Origin of the sequence: Bacillus sp. FSL W8-0116, from assembly GCF_038003825.1 — a bacterium.
In the GTDB taxonomy this organism is placed as follows: domain Bacteria; phylum Bacillota; class Bacilli; order Bacillales; family DSM-4216; genus Bacillus_O; species Bacillus_O smithii.
This window is the reverse complement of record NZ_JBBOPY010000001.1, coordinates 2,835,225-2,855,980: the sequence shown is the minus strand read 5'-3', so window position 1 is coordinate 2,855,980 and position 20,756 is coordinate 2,835,225. Positions and strand designations below refer to the sequence as shown.

The following is a 20,756-nucleotide window of genomic DNA, read 5'->3' as shown; positions in this document are numbered from 1 at the left end:
TAGTGCATTCTCCTTTCTTTTACGCTAAACGCGCAGCTTTTCCAGCGGGAACATCGTCATCAAGGACGCGGACAAACTGTGCTTCGTTGTATGGATAGCCGGCTTTTGTAATCTTCACTTTGACAAGCTTTCCTACCATGTCTTCTGAAGCAGGGAACACTACCTTTAAGTAATTATCGGTATATCCTTCGTACAGCCCGCTTTCTGGGTCTTCTTTATAACGTTCTTCCGGTATCACTTCCAGCACTTCCCCTTCGAACTGAGAAGCGTACTCTTTTGCCAATTGATCGGAAAGCGTAATGAGACGGTGAACCCGTTCATTTTTGACTTCTTCGTCAATTTGATTTTCCATTCTGGCTGCCGGTGTTCCCGTTCTTTTAGAATACGGGAATACGTGGAGCTCTGCGAATTTATGTTCTTTTACAAAGTTATAGGTTTCCATAAATTCTTCTTCTGTTTCTCCCGGAAAGCCCACAATCACATCGGACGTGACAGCTAATCCCGGAAGCGCTTCGCGCAGTCGATTTAACCGTTCCGCAAAAAACTCCATCGTATATTTGCGGCGCATTCTTTTCAACACAGTGTTAGAACCCGATTGCAACGGAATATGTAAGTGACGAACGACGATGTTGGAGCGGTCGATTACATCAATTACTTCATCCGTGAGCTGGCTCGCTTCAATAGAAGAAATACGAAGGCGCTTCAGCCCATGAACTTGTTCTTCTATGTCTCTTAATAGCATAGCCAGATTGTAATCTTTCATATCAGTCCCATATCCGCCTGTATGAATTCCGGTAAGAACAATTTCTTTGTAGCCGGCATCGACAAGCTGTTGCGCTTGGCGAATGACTTCTTTCGGATCGCGTGAACGCATAAGTCCCCTAGCCCATGGAATAATGCAGAATGTGCAAAAATTATTGCAGCCTTCTTGAATTTTTAAAGAAGCTCTTGTGCGATCCGTAAAGGCCGGAACGTCCATTTCTTCAAACACTCGGTTTTTCATAATGTTTTTGACAGCGTTGATTGGCTGCCGTTCCTTTTGATACTTCTCAACAAAATCAAGAATTTTCGTCCGATCTTGAGTGCCGATGACAATATCGACTCCCGGAATTTCCAAAACTTCCGCAGGCGATGTTTGCGCATAGCAACCCGTGACACAAATAACAGCGTCAGGATTTTTTCGAACAGCACGCCGGATGACTTGACGGCTTTTTTTATCGCCTGTATTGGTCACCGTGCAAGTATTAATCACATAAATATCCGAAATAGAATCAAAATCAACCCGTTCATAGCCTGCACCTTTAAACAGCTGCCAAATGGCCTCTGTTTCATAGTGGTTTACTTTACATCCTAATGTATGGAATGCCACTGTCGGCATGTAAATCACCTCATTAATTCAAAATGATAGGAAATCGCGGATAAAGCATAAAGAGGAGCCGTTTCCGTCCGTAATATTCTTGGCCCTAAGCCGCACGGAATAAACCCTTTTTCAGACAATAAGGAAGCTTCTTCTTGGGAAAAGCCTCCTTCCGGCCCAAATGCGATCAACAGGGTGTCTTTTTGCTTTACATTTTTCAACGTTTCATAAAATTGCCGATGCTCTCCTTCTTTTGCCGCTTCTTCATAGGCAAATAATTTCCAAGTATAGCGGTCAGCCATTTCACATAACTTTTCAATCGAAACGGGCTCGTATATTTCCGGAATGACGGTTCGCTGAGATTGTTCCGCCGCTTCTTTCGCAATTTTTTCCCAGCGGACTACTTTTTTGTGCATCTTCTTTTCATCCCATTTTACGATGGAGCGCTCTGCCATAAAAGGCAAAAAAGAAGAAGCTCCAAGTTCCGTTCCTTTTTGAATGATCAGCTCTAGTTTATCTCCTTTTGGCAATCCGCTGGCCACCGTCACTTGGATCGGCAACTCCTTTTCATCACGGATCCATTTTACTACCGTGGCCCGGGCACAGTCGCTAGAAATTTCGTCCAAAATCGCCAACGCCGTTTGGTTTTGGCGATCAGAAAAAACAGCATAAAAATGGTCTCCGGCTTTCATTCTCATAACCCGCGACAAATGATGAAAATCTTCGCCTTTTATTCTAAATGACTGATCATCCTTTATTGGTTCGTGAATAAAGTAGCGCTGCACGCTGTCACCATCCAATCTCTACATTCGTTTGGCGATGATCGCCACCCAGTCTTCCATCAACATTGTTTCTTCTATCTTAAATCCGCATTTTGTAAGGACCTCTATCACTTCTTGACGTTTTTTCTGAATAATGCCGGAAGTAATAAAATATCCCCCTGGTTTGACAACCTTTGCAGCATCCTCCGCAAATCTTACAATCACTTCCGCCAATATGTTGGCTACGACAACGTCAGCTTGTTCGGAGACCCCATCCAATAAATTATTTTGCTGCACTGTTACGACGTCTTGGACTTTATTTAATTTCGTATTTAACCTTGCGGCCCGAACGGCCACCTCATCTAAATCGAAGGCCATCACTTTTTCGGCTCCCAATAAGGCAGCACCGATGCTCAATACCCCGGAACCAGTACCGACATCGATCACTCTATCCCCCGGTTTGACGATCTTCTCCAACGCCTGCAAGCACATAACCGTCGTTGGATGGGTGCCGGTTCCAAACGCCATTCCCGGATCTAATTCAATGATCAGTTCATCGGTCGAAACAGGCTTGTATTCCTCCCATGTCGGTACAATCGTGAATTTCTCGGATACTTTGACAGGATTGTAATATTTTTTCCAAGCCGTCGCCCATTCTTCTTCATGCACTTCGCTGATCGTAACCTTATTTTCTCCGATATCAATGTCGAATAAGACAAGATTGTTGATTGCTTGCTTGATCTCTTCTACCGTTTCGCCAAGGAAACTGTTAATGGGAAGATAGGCTTTAATAATAACCCCTTCTTCAGGATAATCATCAGGATTTAGTTGATAAATTTCCCCGAATTGATCTTCCCTTTCTTTCGTCAACTCATAAGGATCTTCAATCACAACACCGCTTGCCCCAGCTTCGTGCAAAATGTTTGAAATAGGTTCAATTGCTTCGTTTGTTGTATGGATACTGATTTCCGACCATTTCATGTTTTGCTTTGCTCCGTTTCTTATTAATCGCGTTTAATTGCCCTTTTCACCTTATCAAACAATGATTCGTGTTGTTCATCTGGAATGGAACCGCCAATCTCCGCAAATTCACGCAATAATTGTTTTTGTTTTTCGGTGAGCTTCGTTGGCGTTACGACTTTCACAATGATATGCTGGTCTCCGACTCCATAGCCGTGCACATTCGGAGCCCCTTTTCCGCGCAGGCGGAATTTTGTTCCTGTTTGTGTACCGGCAGGAATTTTCAATTTCACCTTGCCATGAAGGGTAGGGACTTCTATCTCGTCTCCCAATGCCGCTTGGGCGAAGGTAAGTGGCATTTCACAATAAATATCGTCTCCGTCCCGCTCGAAAAACTCATGAGGCTTTACATGGAATACAATGTACAAATCTCCAGGAGGACCCCCGTTAACCCCAGGTTCTCCTTGACCGGCCACACGCAGTTGTTGTCCATCGTCGATTCCAGCCGGTATTTTAATATGAATGCGACGTCTTTTTCTCACTTTACCGGTTCCGCCGCAAGTCGAACATTTTTCTCGAATGATTTGACCAGTGCCATCACAATGCGTACATACCCGTCGGTTGACAATGCGTCCAAATGGCGTATTTTGCTCCGTGCTGATTTGCCCGGTTCCGTGGCAATGTGGACAAGTTTCCGGTTTCGTTCCCGGCTTTGCTCCGGAACCGCCGCAAGTATCGCATGTTTCTTCCTTTGGAATTTGAATATCGGTTTCTTTTCCAAAAACGGCCTCTTCAAACGAAATGCTCATGGAATATTGCAGATCGGCTCCTGCTCTTGGAGCATTCGGATTTCTTCTTCTTGAACCGCCCCCGCCAAAAAATGTATTGAAAATGTCTTCAAAGCCGCCAAAACCATCAAAACCGCTGAATCCTCCGCCAAAGCCTTGATTTTGACTTGGATCCTCATGTCCAAATTGGTCATAGCGGGCGCGTTTTTGATCATCGCTTAAAACTTCATATGCCTCTTTCACTTCTTTAAACTTTTCTTCGGCGCCAGGTTCTTTATTGATATCCGGGTGGTATTTCTTTGAAAGTTTTCGATATGCTCTTTTAATTTCATCTTTTGAAGCGTTTTTACTCACGCCTAAAACTTCATAATAATCTCTTTTACTCATACCTAGAACACTCCCGCATCTCACATAAAGAATATTTTATCATTGAATCCAGCCGTTATGCAATGAAATCGTTAGCTGCGGTGAAAGGAAATGTTTGATGCCAATGAAGAAAAAAGCCAAAGCCATGAAGAACACCTGACTTTGACTTTTTTCTTTTCCTCAAACGGCCATTATTTCTTGTCGTCGTTCATTTCTTCGAATTCCGCATCCACTACATTGTCATCTTTTTTCTTGCTGTCATTTCCTTGTTGAGATTGTGCTTGTTGGGCTGCATTTTCATAAAGTTTGATGGAGAGGTTTTGAACGATTTCTTGAAGAGCCTCTTTCTTTTGGCGAATTTCTTCCAAATTATTTTTTTCAATGGCGGCTTTCAAGGCATCTCTAGCTTCTTCCGCTTTTTTCACTTCGCCGGCATCCACTTTTCCTTCCAGCTCTTTCAAAGTCTTGTCAACCGTAAAGACGAGCTGGTCAGCTTCGTTGCGAAGTTCTGCTTCTTCTTTGCGTTTTCTATCAGCTTCCGCATTTTCCTCTGCTTCTTTGATCATGCGTTGAATTTCTTCTTCGGACAATCCAGAGGACGATTTAATCGTAATTTTTTGCTCTTTTCCAGTTCCTAAATCTTTCGCACTAACGTTAACGATACCGTTTTTGTCGATATCGAAAGTCACTTCAATTTGCGGTACTCCTCTTGGAGCAGGTGGAATATCCGTTAATTGGAAACGGCCAAGTGTTTTGTTATCCGCTGCCATCGGGCGTTCTCCTTGAAGAACGTGAATATCCACAGCCGTTTGGTTATCAGCTGCAGTGGAGAAAATTTGCGACTTCGATGTCGGAATCGTGGTATTGCGTTCGATCAATTTCGTGAACACGCCGCCCATCGTTTCAATTCCGAGTGAAAGCGGAGTAACGTCCAGCAATACAACGTCTCTCACATCGCCTGTCAAAACTCCTCCTTGAATAGCAGCACCCATGGCCACTACTTCATCCGGATTGACCCCTTTATGCGGTTCTTTTCCAATTTCTTTGCGAATGGCTTCTTGAACCGCCGGTATACGAGTAGATCCCCCGACAAGTATAACTTTGTCGATATCAGCAGGAGTTAAACCGGCATCTTGAAGTGCTTGACGCGTCGGTCCCATTGTACGTTCTACCAGGTGCGCAGAGAGTTCGTCAAATTTAGCACGCGTCAAGGTCATTTCCAAATGAAGAGGTCCTGATTCTCCTGCTGTAATGAACGGCAAAGAGATTTGTGTCGTCGTTACACCAGAAAGATCTTTTTTCGCTTTTTCGGCAGCATCTTTTAAACGTTGCATAGCCATTTTGTCTTTTGACAAATCAATTCCGTTTTCTTTTTTGAATTCTTCCACTAAGTAGTCAATAATCACTTGGTCAAAATCATCGCCGCCAAGATGGTTATCTCCGGCAGTAGCGCGCACTTCAAACACGCCGTCGCCCAATTCAAGAATGGAGACGTCAAACGTTCCTCCACCAAGGTCGTATACTAAAATTGTTTGATCATCTTCCATTTTGTCTAATCCATAAGCAAGAGCAGCCGCAGTTGGTTCGTTGATGATCCGTTCGACTTCCAAACCGGCAATTTTACCGGCATCTTTTGTGGCTTGACGTTGTGCGTCATTAAAATAAGCAGGTACAGTAATAACCGCTTTTTCTACTTTTTCTCCCAAATAGTCTTCTGCATAGGATTTTAAGTATTGTAAAATCATTGCAGAAATTTCTTGTGGAGTATATTGTTTCCCTTCAATTTCCACTTTATAGTCCGTTCCCATATGACGTTTAATGGAAATAATGGTATTCGGGTTGGTAATGGCTTGACGTTTTGCCACTTCCCCTACTTGTCTTTCCCCATTTTTAAAGGCTACAACCGAAGGAGTTGTACGGTTTCCTTCCGGATTGGGAATTACTTTCGGTTCACCGCCTTCAAGAACGGCAACACAAGAGTTTGTAGTTCCTAAATCAATCCCAATGATCTTGCTCATGTCTCATACCTCCTAACTTGTTATGTAAAACTTTCCGTCCTATTGATTTACTTTCACCATCGCAGGACGTATCACACGGTCTTTTAATTTATAGCCTTTTTGAAGTTCTTCCACTACGATGTTAGGACCAACCGTTTCATCGTTAGCCACCATGACGGCTTGATGAATATTTGGATCAAACTCTTTTCCAGCCGCTTCAATTTCTTCAAGTCCTTCTTTTTTTAAGGCTTCCAAAACACCATTGTAAACCATCTTCATTCCTTGAAGAAGAGATTTGGCTTGTTCATCAGAGACCGTTACTTGCAATGCTCGTTCAAAATTGTCCAGAACGGGAAGAAGGTCAGAGATTAAGCTTTGGGCTCGATATTTTTCGCTGGCTTGCTTTTCGATATTCACACGCCGGCGATAATTTTCAAAGTCCGCCAACAATCGCAAATAACGATTCTCTGCTTCCTCCAGTTTAGTCTCCAATTCTTTAATTTTTTGTTTTTGCTTTTCGATATCTGTTTGATTTTCTTCTTGAACATTATCCCCATTTTCTGGAGATTCTTCCGATTGTTCAGCTACTTGTTCAGAAAGTTCCGGTTTATTCTCAGTTTCAGACTGAAGTTCTTCGTTTTCTTTCTCTTTTAATTCTTGCTCTGTCTTATCCATCGATTGTTTTTTTTCTTCTGTCAATGGATTCACCTCCTTAAAATGGCGGAAAGTGGAAAGACAAAGAAAAAGAGAGCAGCCAGCCTAAAAGCCGGTTACCGCCCGCTATCAACACTCCTCAATATTTCCACCATGTTTAATTTTGATACAATTTTGTCAATACATTACTCAAACTATCGCTAAAAAACTGGAGCAGACTGATGACTCTTGAATACTCCATACGAGTCGGACCTAAAACGGCAATGGTTCCCACATGTTTATCTCCTATAGAATAGGAAGCCGTGATGAGACTGCAATCTTTCATGGCCAAATTTTTGTTTTCTCTTCCAATTTTCACTTGAATGCCAATTGGAATTTGGTTCAACAAACGGGCAATGCCTTTCTCTTGTTCAATCATATCCAGTAATAACCGAATTTTCTCGATATCATGAAATTCAGGCTGATTCAACATATTGGTCTTCCCGCCGAAAAATAATTTTTCATCGGCTGGAAGTTCTACCGCCCTCACCAGCGAGCGAAGAATATCGTCATAATTAGATATATGCTGGCGAAGCAGCGTTGCCACTTCTTTATATATGTGATCCTGCAAATTGTCAAGCGGAACGCCAAATAATCGTTCATTTAAAATATTGACCATTTTTTCTATATCGCCTGAACTGATCGTTTTCGGGAGAGTAAAGGTCCGATTTTCCACATGTCCGGTATCCGTCACAATGATGGCAACCGCCGTTTCCTTATTTAAAGGGACAATTTGGATTCTTTTTAATTTGTTCTCTTTTAATCTTGGCCCCAGCGCAATCGCTGTATAATTGGTCAGCTCTGATAAAATTTTCGCCGACTTTTGTACGATCCTCTCCATTTCATAAATCCTTTCAGCGAAGATGGAGCGAATCGTCATAATATCTTGTTTATTGAGTTTCTCCGGATGAAGGAGATGATCAACGTAGTAGCGATACCCTTTTTCAGACGGAATTCTCCCTGATGAAGTATGCGTTTTTTCAAGAAATCCCAATTCTTCCAAATCAGCCATTTCATTGCGAATGGTGGCCGAACTAAAATGGATTTCGCTTTTTTTGGATAAACTGCGCGAGCCGACAGGTTGTGCAGATCGAATAAAGTCATCAATAATTGCTTGCAGAATCAGCAATTGGCGATCTGTTAACACCTTACATCACCTCTGTTAGCACTCTCTTCTATCGAGTGCTAAATCTATTAAATAACTTATCAAAAGGGGACTCCTCTGTCAATCATTTAACTAATGCCAAGAAAAGCTTGGAACACTTCATTTCCCAAAAACCTTCCTTTTTTCGTGAGACGGATAAAATCTCCTTGTACTTCCACTAGTCCTTTGTTTTCCATTTCTTTCGCAGGAGATGAGAAAATCTCCATAAGCTCTATCCCAAATTTATGCTGAAAGCGAGTCATTGACACTCCTTCTGTTTTTCGCAATCCTAAAAACATTTCTTCTTCCATCTTTTCTTCTTGGCTGAGACTGATTTCTTCCATAACAGGAAACTGGCCGTTTTCCACCTGCCCCATATATTTTTTCAGCGGCCCGTAATTAGCTCGTCTCTTCCCATTCACATACGAATGTGCCCCAGCGCCAAACCCATAATATTCGCCATTATTCCAGTAAACAAGATTATGCTTGCTTTCATAGCCCTTTTTAGCAAAATTGCTGATTTCGTATTGATGAATTCCATGCCGTTCCATTTCATCCATCAGCAGATCATACATTTCCGCTTCCAAATCCTCGGATGAAAGCGGCAGTCTCCCTTTTTTCATTAAATTGTAATAAACCGTTTTCGGTTCAATGATTAAAGAATACGCTGAATAATGAGGAAGATCGAGTTGAAGCGCTTTTTCCAGCGACAACTGAAAATCCTCTTTCTTTTGTCCGGGAAGGGCATACATTAGATCAATACTGATATTTTCAAATCCTGCTTTGATTGCCATATCCACTGTTTTCACGACGTCTTTACCCGTATGAGTCCGGCCGATTCTTTTCAGCAATTCATCATCAAATGATTGAACTCCTAAACTCAGTCGGTTTACGCCATAATGGTGTAGAATGGCCAATTTTTCTTTTGTTAAGTCATCCGGATTGGCTTCAAAGGTAAATTCTCCTTTTTGGAAAGGAAGAATGTCGCGGATCGTTTTGCAAAGTTCTTCCAGCTGGTCAGCTTCCAGCGCGGTGGGAGTCCCCCCTCCGACAAAGATCGTTTTCAGCTCTCGGGTGGGAAATGCTTCAAGAGTGATCCTCATCTCTTCTTTTAACGCTTTCAAATAGCGTTTAACCGGCTGGCCTTTCAAAAAGAACTTATTAAAATCGCAATAATAACAAATTTGTTTACAAAACGGTATATGGATATAGGCAGACTCGATCATGAAGTCTTCACCCCTTTCCTATTAAAAAGATCCTTATACACAGTCAGCAAAGTCCTTTACACGAAGTTGATCTATAAATGGGTCCAAGGAAAAAAACGAGAAAGGGAAAGCGGAACTTCGCCTTCCCATTCGATCGTTCGTTTTCTATTTACAAAGAAACTTGATGATACAGTCGTTGTCATTTAGAGTCATCCATTTTTAGTACTGCCATGAAGGCTTCTTGCGGTACTTCAACGGACCCTACTTGCTTCATCCGTTTCTTTCCTTCTTTTTGTTTTTCCAGCAGTTTTCGTTTCCGGGAAACGTCTCCTCCGTAACACTTCGACAATACATTTTTCCGCATTGCTTTGATCGTGGATCTGGCAATAATTTTGCTCCCGATCGCGGCTTGCACCGGAACTTCAAATTGTTGTCTAGGGATTAAGTCTTTCAGCTTTTCTACAATCACTTTTCCTCTCTCATAAGCAAAATCGCGATGGACAATAAAGCTTAAGGCATCGACTTTCTCCCCATTCAGCAAAATATCCATTTTCACTAATTTCGACGGTTTGTATCCAATAAGTTCATAATCAAAAGAAGCGTACCCTTTTGTACTGGACTTTAGCTGATCAAAAAAGTCATACACAATTTCAGAAAGCGGAATTTCATATATAACATTGACGCGAGTGTCATCAAGATATTGCATATCGATAAACTGACCACGCTTTGCTTGCGCCAATTCCATGACAGCACCGACATAATCATTTGGGACCATCATGCTGGCTCGAACATAAGGTTCTTCGATCCGATCGATCTTCTGAGGATCCGGCATATTGGTCGGATTATCTACTTGAACTTCTTTCCCATCCGTCGTATGAACTTTATAAATAACGCTTGGCGCCGTCGTAATTAAATCAATTTTAAATTCACGCTCAATCCGCTCTTGAATAATCTCCATATGCAAAAGTCCTAAGAAACCGCAGCGGAAACCGAAACCGAGCGCTTGTGACGTTTCCGGTTCAAATTGCAAAGCAGAATCGTTCAATTGTAATTTTTCAAGCGCTTCGCGAAGATCATTAAATTTAGCAGAGTCGATAGGGTACATTCCGCAATAAACCATCGGATTTAATTTCCGGTAGCCGGGAAGCGGTTCAGAAGCCGGGTTGACTGCCGAAGTAATGGTATCGCCGACTCTTGTATCACCGACATTTTTGATGGAGGCCGTTAAATAGCCGACATCTCCAACCATTAATTCATCCCGAGTGACAGGCTTAGGAGTTAAAACGCCCACTTCCGTAACCTCAAACTCTTTTCCCGTTGCCATCATTTTAATTTTGTCCCCGACTTTGACCGATCCATCCACTACACGAATATAGGCGATAACCCCTTTATACGGATCATATAAAGAATCGAAAATGAGCGCTTTCAAAGGGGCGTCAGGATCCCCTTCCGGAGGCGGAACCATTTCCACAATCTGCTCCAGTATCTCGTCGATTCCGATACCTGCTTTCGCTGATGCCAGCACGGCTTCCGAAGCATCTAATCCAATGACGTCCTCGATTTCTTGGCGCACTCTTTCCGGATCAGCGGCCGGCAAATCAATTTTATTGATGACTGGGATAATTTCCAAATCATTATCAATGGCTAAATAGACATTGGCAAGCGTCTGAGCTTCAATGCCTTGGGCAGCATCCACGACGAGAATGGCTCCTTCGCAAGCTGCCAAGCTTCTCGAAACTTCATACGTAAAATCGACATGCCCAGGCGTGTCGATTAAATGAAAGATATAGTCTTCTCCGTCTTTCGCTTTATACTTCAATTGAACAGCATTCAGCTTGATCGTAATGCCGCGTTCTCTTTCTAAATCCATCGTATCCAGCAGCTGATCTTTCATCTCCCGTTCCGATAGGGCGTTTGTTTTTTCAAGAATGCGATCAGCAAGCGTGGATTTCCCATGATCAATATGGGCGATAATGGAAAAATTGCGAATATGCTTCTGTCTGTTCAGTTTTTCTTCCCGCTTCATACTCATTCACTCCTGTTTATCGGCACACGTACACTATTGTCGATTATAGCAGTCAGATTGCCAATATTCAATGAAAACCTTTCTTATCAAAAACGGTCTTCTTCTCTTCCACAATCCGTACACATATTTGGCTGTTCAATCGGATTTATCCGATTTTAGCTGATGTGGCTAGTTCGGATCACTCATGTGTTTCGAGATATTCACGGCGGTTATCCCTCTCTTAGTGGAAGAAGTATCTTTTTTCCTGCTTGAAAGAACGTTTTTACATAAAGAAGAGGGCGTCATAGCACCCTCTTCTTTTAAAAGCAGTGGATCATATGAATTCTACTGTTTTGAACGCTGAGTTTCGCCGGACTGATTCACTTTTTCTGCTTGCCAATAATAATCGCTGAAGGCATCGGCAAAGGCTTCACATGCTCTAGTGATTTCATCCATTGTATTATCCACTCCTCCCACCTCGATTAAAAATGCTTTGTCCGACAAATCTTGGTTGAATTTTCCGTTTGTGTTTTTGCCTTGCTTGACGATAACCCCTCTTGATAACCCAGGATATTTTTTTTCTAATCGTTTATGAAGCTCCGTGGCAAGGGCAGCATTTTTTTCATAATTCGGATGTTCAGCTCCGATAATAAAAGCGATTTTCGCATAGCTCTTTCCATGAATTCGAGTGGTGGTTGCATTTTTCCGCTGAGAATCACGGTGAATATCGATAAAATACTGTAAATCTCGATGACGTTTCATGGCCGAAGCGACAACTTGCCTTGATTCTTGGTAAGCCAATCCGTAGTCCCATCCACGTTTATTGAGTAAATCGACGATATCCGTCTTATCCACATAAGTGCCAATTCCCTTCTCTTCAAGCTTGCTTTTTAAAATTTCTCCCACTTTTGTGACATTTAGTTTTGAATTTTGCGCAGCATCCGGATCATTCACCCCGTTCAAATATGGCAAGTATGATTCATGGGTGTGGGTAAAATAAAGATATACGGTTTGTTTTTCGTTAGTCGACAGAGGAGGATTCTGTTTCTTTTCGGTCTCGAGATCCTTCGTGTTTTTCAAAGGCGCCTCCTTCTCTTTGCTTAATACTTCTTTTGGCGGTTCCGACTCAATCGGAAGGTTCGTATAGTTTGTCCCCTTTCCGGCTACGAGGATATAACCATCATAAATGGAAAATCCGGGGATTTCCCTGCCTAATAAACTTCGCTGATCTTTCATTTTAATATTCGTCGCAAATTGAAATAATACTTCATTCAGCGAAGGAACGCGGATATCTTTTGGTTCCTCTTTTAAAAACAACTTATTCTCCATCGTAAATAGATGATATAGGACCGCTCCCGATATATTTTTTGTCGCCTTATTCACAGAATTGGAGGATAGCCGATATTCATTTTGAAACGTTGTTAAAATCCCCACCAAAGAAAAAACGGATAAAAGAGCGGCAAAAAAAGTAAAAGCTGCTTTTACGATAGTCGCAATGTCGATAGACAGGATATAGTGGGAGTTTGTTTTTTTCATCGTTCCACCCTTTCGTTTCAGTCTAGTAATATATCTATGACTTTCATAGAAAAGGTAGAACTTCTCTTTCCCGTTTTGGCAAAATCGTGATGCTATCGATGATTTTGCCCCAAAAAAAGCAGCCGGTTTCAGCGAGTGTAGAAACCGGCGTTATGCTGTCCAATAGCACTATGAAGAGCAGCGTTCAGACCATTAGCAATAATATTGGCAGTATCCTGAATAAACACGTCCACTTCTTTTGGCGTCACCATTAAATTGTGGCCAAGTGGAGCCAGAACTTCATGAATGAGCTTTCTTTTTTCTTCTTCACTTAAAGTGCCAATCAGCCCTAAAAACATTTTTCGCGGTTCCTCATCGGGAAGATCTTCCTCTGTTAATTTTTTCTTCTTCCCGAACAGAAAGCCGGCAGATGCAAGTGCTTTAGAAGGCCGGTCTCCTTCTTTCATTTCTCGTCCGAAATGCTTAAGCATAAAATCAATCGTTTCGCTCGTAATCGACACTGCATCCAAAACAGTCGGCACTCCAATGGCAATAACCGGCACTCCTAAGGTTTGCTTGCTCAATTCTTTCCGTTTGTTTCCGACACCTGAACCGGGTTGGATGCCTGTATCCGATATTTGAATAGTAGCGTTAACACGTTCAATAGATCTTGAGGCCAGAGCATCAATCGCAATAATAAAATCAGGTTTTGATTTTTCAACCACTCCGTAAATAATGTCGCTCGTCTCAAGCCCCGTCAGACCCATGACTCCTGGAGCAAGAGCACTCACTTCCCGATACCCTTCTTCTACCGCTTCAGGCTGGAATTGAAATAAGTGCCTTGTCACTAGCACATTCTCACAAACGATCGGTCCTAACGAGTCGGGGGTGACATTCCAATTTCCAAGGCCGACTATTAAACAGCTGGCATCTTTAGAAATATGATTTTTTTGCAAAAACTGCGAGAATTCGTTGGCAAAAACGGCGGTTACTTCTTTTTGCAGTTCCGTGTTTTGCTCCCGAATTCCTTGAGCTTCAATCGTTAAATAATGACCGGCTTTCTTCCCGATTTTTTTCTCGCCTTCCTCTGTAATTTCCACATAGGAAATGTGGACGCCATTTTTGTCCCGCTCTTGAACAATGACTCCCTTAAGTTCTGATTTTTCTTTATCCTTCTCCTCAATCATTTCTTTCGCTTCTATCGCCAAATCCGTTCGAACGGCATATACGCTATAATCGATGTTTTTTTCTTTTTCCACTATGATCAGCCCTTTCCGAAACCACCTGTTTTGATTATTTTTCCCATTAGACAAAGCTTCATTCCTTCGATATTACAAACGAACAGATGTTTTCCGTTATTGGCAAATCGGCTTGGCTTAAAGTTCGCTTTATCAATTCCAGTATTGCAATATCGGCATTCGTTTGATAGAATAACTTTTGTTCTTATTGTTTAAGAAAAGTGAAAGTCGAGTATCTATAAAAATCTCGATCGCTCACAGGAGGTGACAGAGATGCCAAATATTAAGTCTGCAATTAAACGTGTAAAAACAAATGAAGAACACAGAGCGAGAAACGCACAATTTAAATCTTCTATGCGTACAGCGATCAAAAAATTCGAAGCAGCGGCTGTAAACAATGCCGATAATGCTCAAGAACTTCTCCAAAATGCGGTGAAGCTCGTCGACAAAGCAGCGGCTAAAGGCATTATTCATAAAAATACGGCAAGCCGTACTAAATCCCGCTTAATGAAAAAATTATCTGTCAACGCATAAATAAAAAAGGATGTCAAACGGACATCCTTTTTTATTTTGCACTTTTTATCCATGAAGGTGACTTAATTTCCCCCACAGACAAAATTCCAGTTTTTCAAACCCCGACAAAAGATAGTCGATGGTCCATTCTCGACAGAGGAACACTGCTTATTTTTGATTCCTTCCAAAAAATTTTAATAAAAATAGCTCAATGACCATCTTTTTATCCATCACGCTTGTTTTCATCGCATAGTCGCATTCTGCCAGCAGATGGATGATCCGCGCCAAATCTTCTTCTGTAAATTTCTGTGCCTTTTCAAGAGCCAGCTTTACACGAAAAGGATGCACCTTCAAAATGGCAGCTATTTTTTGCTGTCCATAACCCTTCCTTGCCAGCTCTTTTACTTGGTAAATAAGCCGAAATTGGCTTGCAATGATAGATAATAATTTGATGGGTTCTTCATTTTGTTTTAACAAATCATAATAAATTTCAAATGCTTCTTCGATCTTGCCGTTCACTATTTTATCCACTAAAGAAAAAACATTTTGTTCGAGCGATTTTGCCGTTAACCGTTCCACCATTCCTGCATCGATAACACTTGTTTCTGTGGCATACATGGCAAGTTTGTCAATCTCGCTGGCCAAAATCATTAAATTCATTCCTGCAAGAGTCATCAGTTGTTGGACAGCAGCATCATCCATTTCTTTGTTTTTGGCTTTTGCGCGTTCTTTTATCCAGATCATGGTTTCTTTCTCATTCAGTTTTTTCGCCTCAAACGTTTCAGCCTTTTCCTTTAATCGCTTTGTGATTTTTTTACGTTCATCCAATTTTTCATAAGGCGCGGCAAAAACGACGATGGAATAAGGCGCCGGTTTTTCAATGTAATCCAACAGCCTTTTTAGGTTATGCTCCACTTTTTCTTTCGACTTCTCCGCCTTTAAAAAAACGGGATTATGTAGCACCACTAAACGCCTTTCCCCTAAAAACGGAAGCGTTTCGGCGTCTTCAATCGCCAACTCGACCGGTGTTTCTTCCAAATCGTACGAGGAAAAATTAAAATCCATTTCTTTTTCGTTTAACGCATATTGAAGCAACTTTTGCTTTAATTCACTCATAAAAAACGTTTCTGGTCCATATACTAAGTAAAGCGGAGAAAATTGTCTTTTCTCAATTTTTTCCCATACATTCATCAGCGTCTATACTCTCCAATTGCTTTTTTATTCATCCATTACAGATCTATCATAAAAAAGCAATTCCTTTTTGACAAGAGGAACATCTTTTACCCGTTGATGCACCCCTTGCCAAATCTATATAAACGCTGGCAAAAAAGTCCCGGGAACTTTTGTTGGCCAGCGGTAAACCTCGCTGTTTATATTGTCGCCATACAAGATCAAAATATAGGTGTCAACTCTTGTCATAGAAGGAAATTGTTCGAGGAGCTATAGATTTTTTTGTATAGATCGAATATACTGAAAAAAATAGGAGGGGATAGGATGAACGAATTCGAAAAAGATGTCCAGTCAAAGCGCAATGACGCCGTAGATTCTGGTGTAGGTTTTGGGGTTTCGTTTCTTTTCTTCACCATTATCTTTCTGATAGGAGTAACGATTAAAGCGATTGGGTAAGTGGATGAAAAGTTCGTCATAAAGGGACGAACTTCTTTTTTTGAACTACTATATGCTATGGAAAATGAGTCTGGAACGTTCCTTTTTCCTTGTAAAATTTGTAGGTGATCTGCCCATTGAGATCTGTGCGAAACACATTGATATGTTGCTCCTCCAACAAACGGATCACCTCCGGATGAGGATGTCCGTAACGATTTTTCACTCCGACTGAAATCACTGCGATTTTCGGGTTCACAGCCTCTAGAAATTTTGGGGATGTAGATGTCTTGCTCCCATGATGCCCGACCTTTAATATATCCGCTTTTAAATTCCATTGCTGGACAAGCTCAGCCTCCCCCTCCTTCTCCAAATCTCCTGTAAACAGCCATCTTAATCCGCCTATCTTGGCATACAGCACTAGAGAATCATTATTTCCTTCATAAAATGAATCGTCAGGAGAAAGAAACAAAAAGGCAAAGTTGCCTGTGTTCCATCCTTGCCCCTCTATCCCTTCAGTAACTTTGATTTGTTTTTGGAAAGCAAGCCGAATTATTCTTTTCATGATGGCGTCTTTTTCAGATCCCGGAGTAATGATGATTTCCCGGATATGGACAGCAGGAATGATTTCTGTCGCCGCTCCGACATGGTCATAATCGCCGTGAGTCAAAATCAGTTTATCAATTTCCGTAATTCCTTTGCTTTTCAAATAAGGTACTAAAATATCCCTCCCAACGGAAAATTCCCTGCTTTTTTCTTGCCATTTGTCTCTTTGAAAGGGAAGATGTCCGCCAGTATCGATTAAATAGTTGCCTTTATGAAACGGGAGATGGATGAAAATAGAGTCCCCCTGACCGACATCGATAAAAGTAACTTCTCCATAAGGGCTCATACGCAAGCACATAAGATGGACGACCAATACTGCAGCTAATAAAAGACTTGCCTTTATCATGGAATGATATTTTTCCCACAAAAAAAAGAAGAAGAAAACAGCCCCCATGTACAAAAAAAGAAAGAACTCATTAGGCTTTCCAGTGACAATAGTGGCAAATGGCAGGTTTCCGCAATCTTCAGCAAACTGATTGATTTTGCCGAACAACCATGAAAATGTTTGGACGGGTGGCGGCAATCCTCCAGCAACTTTGAGAAACAAAAAACTGAAAAGAGAAAGCGGCATCATCAAAAAAGAATAAAATGGAACAAAGAATAAATTGGCCGCAAGGGATATAATGGAAATTTCATAGAAATGATAAAGTAGAAGCGGAATACTGGACGCTTGGGAGATCAACGTAATGGCAAATGACTTTCCCAAAGCACTTTTCAATCGGGAAATCAACGGGGAGGAAAGCAAAAGAGAAACGCTCACCATATAGCTCAGCTGTAAACCGATGTGGTACAGCAAAAAAGGATCGTATAAGATGACCAACATAAAACTGGCTCCGATGGCATCTAATGAAGTCCATCCCCTTTTGGTTAGAGAGGCAAGGAGGAGAAAACTCGTCATCAGTACAGATCTTACAACAGGAGGAGATCCTCCGGTCATCACCGCATAAAGAGGCAATAAAAACAGCAGAATCCACGCTGAGGTTTCTCTTGTCACCCCTAGTCGGATCAAAAGATAAAAAAAGGCGCCTGCTATCAATTGGACATGGAGACCGGAAACGGCAAGCAAATGAATAATCCCCAATTTTTGATAAGCTGTTATCAATTCTTCATCTGCTTTGCTTTGATCACCAAATAGAAGGGCTGCCGCTACAGCTTTCATTTCTTGCGGAAATTGATCCATGACTAATTGGATGCCCTGTGCACGCACCTTTTGAAGTCGATCCAAAAACGTCGGTTTTGTGTAGTAGCAATCGTCTAAACGAATGTTGCCGATCGGTTCGATGATCCAATAAATTTGATGATCCGATAAATAGGTTTTATAATCAAAGCTGTTCTCGTTTCTGCTTGTGGATGGCTCCAGTAATTTTCCGGAAAACGAACAAACGAGGGGAGAAACCAATTTTTGCTGGAGAAGCTGTTTTTCTTCTGGAGAATGAAGAGTGTATCGCAATTCGAGCTTTTCTCCATCTTGAGAAATAACACGGGCCTTCAGCTGATCGCCGTCGAAGGTCATATCTTGTAGAAAAGAAACCGTCCAATTCGATTCCGTACCAACATATAAACTATGATGATGACTTGAGCGAATGAAGGTGGCCAAATAAAAAAACACAGACACCGCTAACAGGGAAATGACTACTGTTTTAGGAAGCTTGAATAAAAGAAACAAGCAAATCATCAAAAGAAAAAGACGGACGCTGCCTAAAGAACGAGGCAGTGCCCAAATGCTGCCGAAAAGAGAAAAAACAGCGAAATAGAGAATGTTTCCTTTCATTCCCCACCCCCAATATATTAGCCAAATAAGTCCGTGACCTGCGCTTTTAACTGTTGCAAAGTTTCAGCATCTTCTCCGGATAATTCCAATTTGTCCATCAATGTTTGTACAAGTTTTTTCTTTTCCTCGTTTTTGCGATCAATGATCGGCCATTCAAAGGGAATGTGTTCTACTTTTACCCCCGCTTTTTCAAATAATTCAAGGCTGAAAGGATGGTTGTGATAGCCATTCGCATAATATACGGAGGAAATTCCCGCTTGAATAATGGATTTTGTACACTGCACGCACGGAAAATGAGTGACGTAAATTTCCGCATTTTTCGTTGGCACTCCAAATTTGGCGCATTGCAAAATAGCATTCATTTCAGCGTGAATCGTCCGGATGCAATGTCCTTCTTCCATATAGCAACCGACATCCACACAATGTTCCCCACCAGCAATGGATCCATTGTATCCACCCGCAATAATTCTTTTTTCCCGAACAATAGTAGCTCCAACCGCCAATCTCGTACATGTACTTCTTAGTGACAATAAATGGCTTTGAGCCATAAAATATTGATGCCAAGTGATTCTTGTGCTCACAGCGATGCTCTCCTTTAAATCGACATATTTTTCTGAAGCGTTGCTTTTCTTTCTAGTTTATAGGCAACGAAAAGTTGACGTCAATAATACCGCCTTATTTCACTGTTACTTTATCTTTTAATTTTTCAAAAGTTTTGTCTCCGATTCCAGAAATGTTTTTTAAATCTTCGACCTTTTGAAAGGCTCCGTTTGTTTCCCTATACTCAATAATAGATTGTGCTCTTGTTTCACCGATGCCGGGTAAATTTTGCAATTCCTCCGCCGTTGCCGTATTAATATTCACAAGCTGCTCTCCTTGGCCATTTCCACTAATAACGGGATTAGCGGAAGGAATACTTTGAGAAAGCGTTGTCGATTCTTTTTCCCCGACTTTCGGGATGTACACAACCATTTCATCTTGTAGTTTCTGTGCTAAATTTACTTTTGTTTGATCGGCTTCTTTCCGAAAGCCCCCTGCTTTTTGAACGATATCATAAATCCTGTCATTGGTCGTTGCTTCATAAATTCCCGGTCTCATGACTGCTCCTTTTACATCAATCACCACCGATTGTGGTTTTGCCGCTCCCTCTTCTTTCTCCTCTACAGCTTTTTCAGTCATATTCTCTTTTGTTTCTTCCTTTGGCATCACAATAGACGGTTGGTCCGTTTTCTCCTTATGGCCGGTTTGGTAAAAAAATAAGAGAAGAATCCCAATAGAGGCCGCAATCAAGGCGGGGATACGATATCGCTGCAGCAGTTCCATTTTTGTTCCTCTTCACCTCAAGTCATATTATTTTTTTCAACGCATACATTGTAGGAGAAATGTCATTTAAGGAGGGGCCTCATTTGAAGACAGGAATTATCGGTACGGGAAATATGGGAACCATTCTAGTCGAATCGTTCATCGAATCAAAAGCCCTAGTCCCTTCGGATGTATATATACACAATCGCACTCCTGAGAAATCACTTAAACTTAAATCCCAATACCCTGGATTAAACGTAGCGGCTAATAACCGTGAAGTCATTGAAAAAAGCGACATCATTTTTCTATGTGTCAAACCAAAAGAAATCTATTCGCTTATTGCCGAACACCAGTCGGTTTTTTTAAAAGAAAAATGCGTCGTTTCGATCACTAGCCCCATTACCACGGCCCAATTGGAGTCGCTTCTGCCCTGTTCGTGTATAAGAGCGATCCCCAGCATCACGAACCGGGCTTTGGCAGGTGCTGTATTAGTAACATTTGGAGAAAATTGCCAAGAGGAGTGGAAAAATCAATTTTTACACTTAATTAAGGCCATTTCTCATCCGGTTGAAATAGATGATCGTTGGACAAGGGCCGCTTCGGATATCGTCAGCTGCGGGCCGGCTTTTTTCAGTTATATGACCCGCAAGTTTATTCAAGCTGCGGTGAACGAAACGGGCATCAGTCAAAAAACAGCGGAAAATCTTGCTTCTGAAATGCTAATCGGAATGGGAGAACTATTGAAAAAGAAGATTTATACACTGCAAAGCTTGGAAGAAAAAGTTTGTGTCAAAGGCGGTATAACCGGAGAAGGCATTGCTATTTTGGAGCAAGAAATCGGAGATATGTTTGAGAAGCTGTTTGCCAAAACTCACGCGAAATTTGCAGAAGATATTGCGGAGATCAATCAGCAGTTCGGAGCTTAATATAATG

Annotated in this window: 18 protein-coding genes; 3 read left to right on the top strand and 15 right to left on the bottom strand. The window is 41.6% G+C overall.

The window, feature by feature from the left end:
• Nucleotides 1–19: 19 nt before the first annotated feature.
• The 11 genes from mtaB to gpr all read right to left on the bottom strand — a co-directional run bounded on the left by mtaB (nt 20) and on the right by gpr (nt 14,050).
• Nucleotides 20–1,378, bottom strand: coding sequence for a tRNA (N(6)-L-threonylcarbamoyladenosine(37)-C(2))-methylthiotransferase MtaB (gene mtaB, locus N1I86_RS13560; protein ID WP_003355410.1), 1,359 nt, complete (start codon nt 1,376–1,378; stop codon nt 20–22).
• A 5-nt stretch (nt 1,379–1,383) separates the two neighbouring features.
• Complete coding sequence (locus N1I86_RS13555; RefSeq protein ID WP_270583171.1) at nt 1,384–2,142, bottom strand: 16S rRNA (uracil(1498)-N(3))-methyltransferase; 759 nt, start codon at nt 2,140–2,142, stop codon at nt 1,384–1,386.
• 18 nt (nt 2,143–2,160) lie between these two features.
• Nucleotides 2,161–3,099 carry a 50S ribosomal protein L11 methyltransferase gene (gene prmA / locus N1I86_RS13550; RefSeq protein ID WP_003355413.1) on the bottom strand — a complete coding sequence of 313 codons (939 nt, stop codon included), beginning with the start codon at nt 3,097–3,099 and terminating at the stop codon, nt 2,161–2,163.
• Between the two features lie 23 nt (nt 3,100–3,122).
• Nucleotides 3,123–4,253: a molecular chaperone DnaJ gene (gene dnaJ, locus N1I86_RS13545; protein ID WP_003355414.1), complete on the bottom strand. Its 1,131-nt coding sequence runs from the start codon at nt 4,251–4,253 to the stop codon at nt 3,123–3,125.
• 170 nt (nt 4,254–4,423) lie between these two features.
• The gene (dnaK, locus tag N1I86_RS13540) at nt 4,424–6,250 is read right to left on the bottom strand and encodes a molecular chaperone DnaK (protein WP_341096731.1); all 1,827 of its coding nucleotides are present in this window, start codon (nt 6,248–6,250) and stop codon (nt 4,424–4,426) included.
• A gap of 39 nt (nt 6,251–6,289) precedes the next feature.
• Entirely contained in the window at nt 6,290–6,904 is a 615-nt protein-coding gene (gene grpE / locus N1I86_RS13535; RefSeq protein ID WP_040341957.1) for a nucleotide exchange factor GrpE, read from the bottom strand.
• Between the two features lie 136 nt (nt 6,905–7,040).
• Nucleotides 7,041–8,069 carry a heat-inducible transcriptional repressor HrcA gene (gene hrcA / locus N1I86_RS13530; protein ID WP_003355417.1) on the bottom strand — a complete coding sequence of 343 codons (1,029 nt, stop codon included), beginning with the start codon at nt 8,067–8,069 and terminating at the stop codon, nt 7,041–7,043.
• An 86-nt stretch (nt 8,070–8,155) separates the two neighbouring features.
• Nucleotides 8,156–9,292, bottom strand: coding sequence for a radical SAM family heme chaperone HemW (gene hemW / locus N1I86_RS13525; protein ID WP_003355418.1), 1,137 nt, complete (start codon nt 9,290–9,292; stop codon nt 8,156–8,158).
• 178 nt (nt 9,293–9,470) lie between these two features.
• Entirely contained in the window at nt 9,471–11,297 is a 1,827-nt protein-coding gene (gene lepA / locus N1I86_RS13520) for a translation elongation factor 4 (protein ID WP_003355420.1), read from the bottom strand.
• Nucleotides 11,298–11,621: 324 nt separating this feature from the next.
• Entirely contained in the window at nt 11,622–12,812 is a 1,191-nt protein-coding gene (spoIIP, locus tag N1I86_RS13515; RefSeq protein WP_003355421.1) for a stage II sporulation protein P, read from the bottom strand.
• Nucleotides 12,813–12,940: 128 nt separating this feature from the next.
• Nucleotides 12,941–14,050, bottom strand: a complete 1,110-nt coding sequence (gene gpr, locus N1I86_RS13510) for a GPR endopeptidase (RefSeq protein ID WP_040341962.1) — start codon at nt 14,048–14,050, stop codon at nt 12,941–12,943.
• Nucleotides 14,051–14,302: 252 nt separating this feature from the next.
• On the opposite strand from gpr, the gene rpsT reads away from it, so the two are divergent.
• A complete protein-coding gene (gene rpsT, locus N1I86_RS13505; protein WP_003355423.1) occupies nt 14,303–14,563 on the top strand; it encodes a 30S ribosomal protein S20 in 261 nt (86 codons plus the stop codon).
• A 147-nt stretch (nt 14,564–14,710) separates the two neighbouring features.
• Here the strand turns inward: rpsT and holA are convergent, their stop codons facing one another.
• Nucleotides 14,711–15,733 (bottom strand): DNA polymerase III subunit delta, encoded by a 1,023-nt coding sequence (gene holA / locus N1I86_RS13500; RefSeq protein WP_341096726.1) that lies wholly within the window; start codon nt 15,731–15,733, stop codon nt 14,711–14,713.
• A gap of 303 nt (nt 15,734–16,036) precedes the next feature.
• On the opposite strand from holA, the gene N1I86_RS13495 reads away from it, so the two are divergent.
• Nucleotides 16,037–16,168, top strand: a complete 132-nt coding sequence (locus N1I86_RS13495) for a YqzM family protein (RefSeq protein ID WP_003355426.1) — start codon at nt 16,037–16,039, stop codon at nt 16,166–16,168.
• Between the two features lie 55 nt (nt 16,169–16,223).
• Here N1I86_RS13495 and N1I86_RS13490 read toward each other — a convergent pair whose 3' ends face one another.
• From N1I86_RS13490 to N1I86_RS13480, 3 genes are all read right to left on the bottom strand, one after another.
• On the bottom strand, nt 16,224–18,521 hold the full coding sequence (locus N1I86_RS13490; RefSeq protein ID WP_341096724.1) for a DNA internalization-related competence protein ComEC/Rec2: 2,298 nt from the start codon (nt 18,519–18,521) through the stop codon (nt 16,224–16,226).
• A gap of 17 nt (nt 18,522–18,538) precedes the next feature.
• Nucleotides 18,539–19,069, bottom strand: coding sequence for a ComE operon protein 2 (locus N1I86_RS13485; protein WP_040341964.1), 531 nt, complete (start codon nt 19,067–19,069; stop codon nt 18,539–18,541).
• Nucleotides 19,070–19,196: 127 nt separating this feature from the next.
• A complete protein-coding gene (locus tag N1I86_RS13480) occupies nt 19,197–19,844 on the bottom strand; it encodes a helix-hairpin-helix domain-containing protein (protein ID WP_327804012.1) in 648 nt (215 codons plus the stop codon).
• 83 nt (nt 19,845–19,927) lie between these two features.
• Between N1I86_RS13480 and comER the strand changes: the two genes are divergently transcribed.
• Nucleotides 19,928–20,749: a late competence protein ComER gene (gene comER / locus N1I86_RS13475; protein WP_327796949.1), complete on the top strand. Its 822-nt coding sequence runs from the start codon at nt 19,928–19,930 to the stop codon at nt 20,747–20,749.
• Nucleotides 20,750–20,756 lie beyond the last annotated feature (7 nt).

What these genes read in the sequence shown, in the direction of transcription:
- N1I86_RS13485 (WP_040341964.1), bottom strand. Translation starts at nt 19,069, where the DNA reads ATGGCTCAAAGCCATTTATTGTCACTAAGAAGTACATGTACGAGATTG.
- grpE (WP_040341957.1), bottom strand. Translation starts at nt 6,904, where the DNA reads ATGGATAAGACAGAGCAAGAATTAAAAGAGAAAGAAAACGAAGAACTT.
- dnaK (WP_341096731.1), bottom strand. Translation starts at nt 6,250, where the DNA reads ATGAGCAAGATCATTGGGATTGATTTAGGAACTACAAACTCTTGTGTT.
- prmA (WP_003355413.1), bottom strand. Translation starts at nt 3,099, where the DNA reads ATGAAATGGTCGGAAATCAGTATCCATACAACAAACGAAGCAATTGAA.
- lepA (WP_003355420.1), bottom strand. Translation starts at nt 11,297, where the DNA reads ATGAAGCGGGAAGAAAAACTGAACAGACAGAAGCATATTCGCAATTTT.
- hemW (WP_003355418.1), bottom strand. Translation starts at nt 9,292, where the DNA reads ATGATCGAGTCTGCCTATATCCATATACCGTTTTGTAAACAAATTTGT.
- N1I86_RS13490 (WP_341096724.1), bottom strand. Translation starts at nt 18,521, where the DNA reads ATGAAAGGAAACATTCTCTATTTCGCTGTTTTTTCTCTTTTCGGCAGC.
- rpsT (WP_003355423.1), top strand. Translation starts at nt 14,303, where the DNA reads ATGCCAAATATTAAGTCTGCAATTAAACGTGTAAAAACAAATGAAGAA.
- spoIIP (WP_003355421.1), bottom strand. Translation starts at nt 12,812, where the DNA reads ATGAAAAAAACAAACTCCCACTATATCCTGTCTATCGACATTGCGACT.
- holA (WP_341096726.1), bottom strand. Translation starts at nt 15,733, where the DNA reads ATGAATGTATGGGAAAAAATTGAGAAAAGACAATTTTCTCCGCTTTAC.
- mtaB (WP_003355410.1), bottom strand. Translation starts at nt 1,378, where the DNA reads ATGCCGACAGTGGCATTCCATACATTAGGATGTAAAGTAAACCACTAT.
- dnaJ (WP_003355414.1), bottom strand. Translation starts at nt 4,253, where the DNA reads ATGAGTAAAAGAGATTATTATGAAGTTTTAGGCGTGAGTAAAAACGCT.
- N1I86_RS13480 (WP_327804012.1), bottom strand. Translation starts at nt 19,844, where the DNA reads ATGGAACTGCTGCAGCGATATCGTATCCCCGCCTTGATTGCGGCCTCT.
- N1I86_RS13495 (WP_003355426.1), top strand. Translation starts at nt 16,037, where the DNA reads ATGAACGAATTCGAAAAAGATGTCCAGTCAAAGCGCAATGACGCCGTA.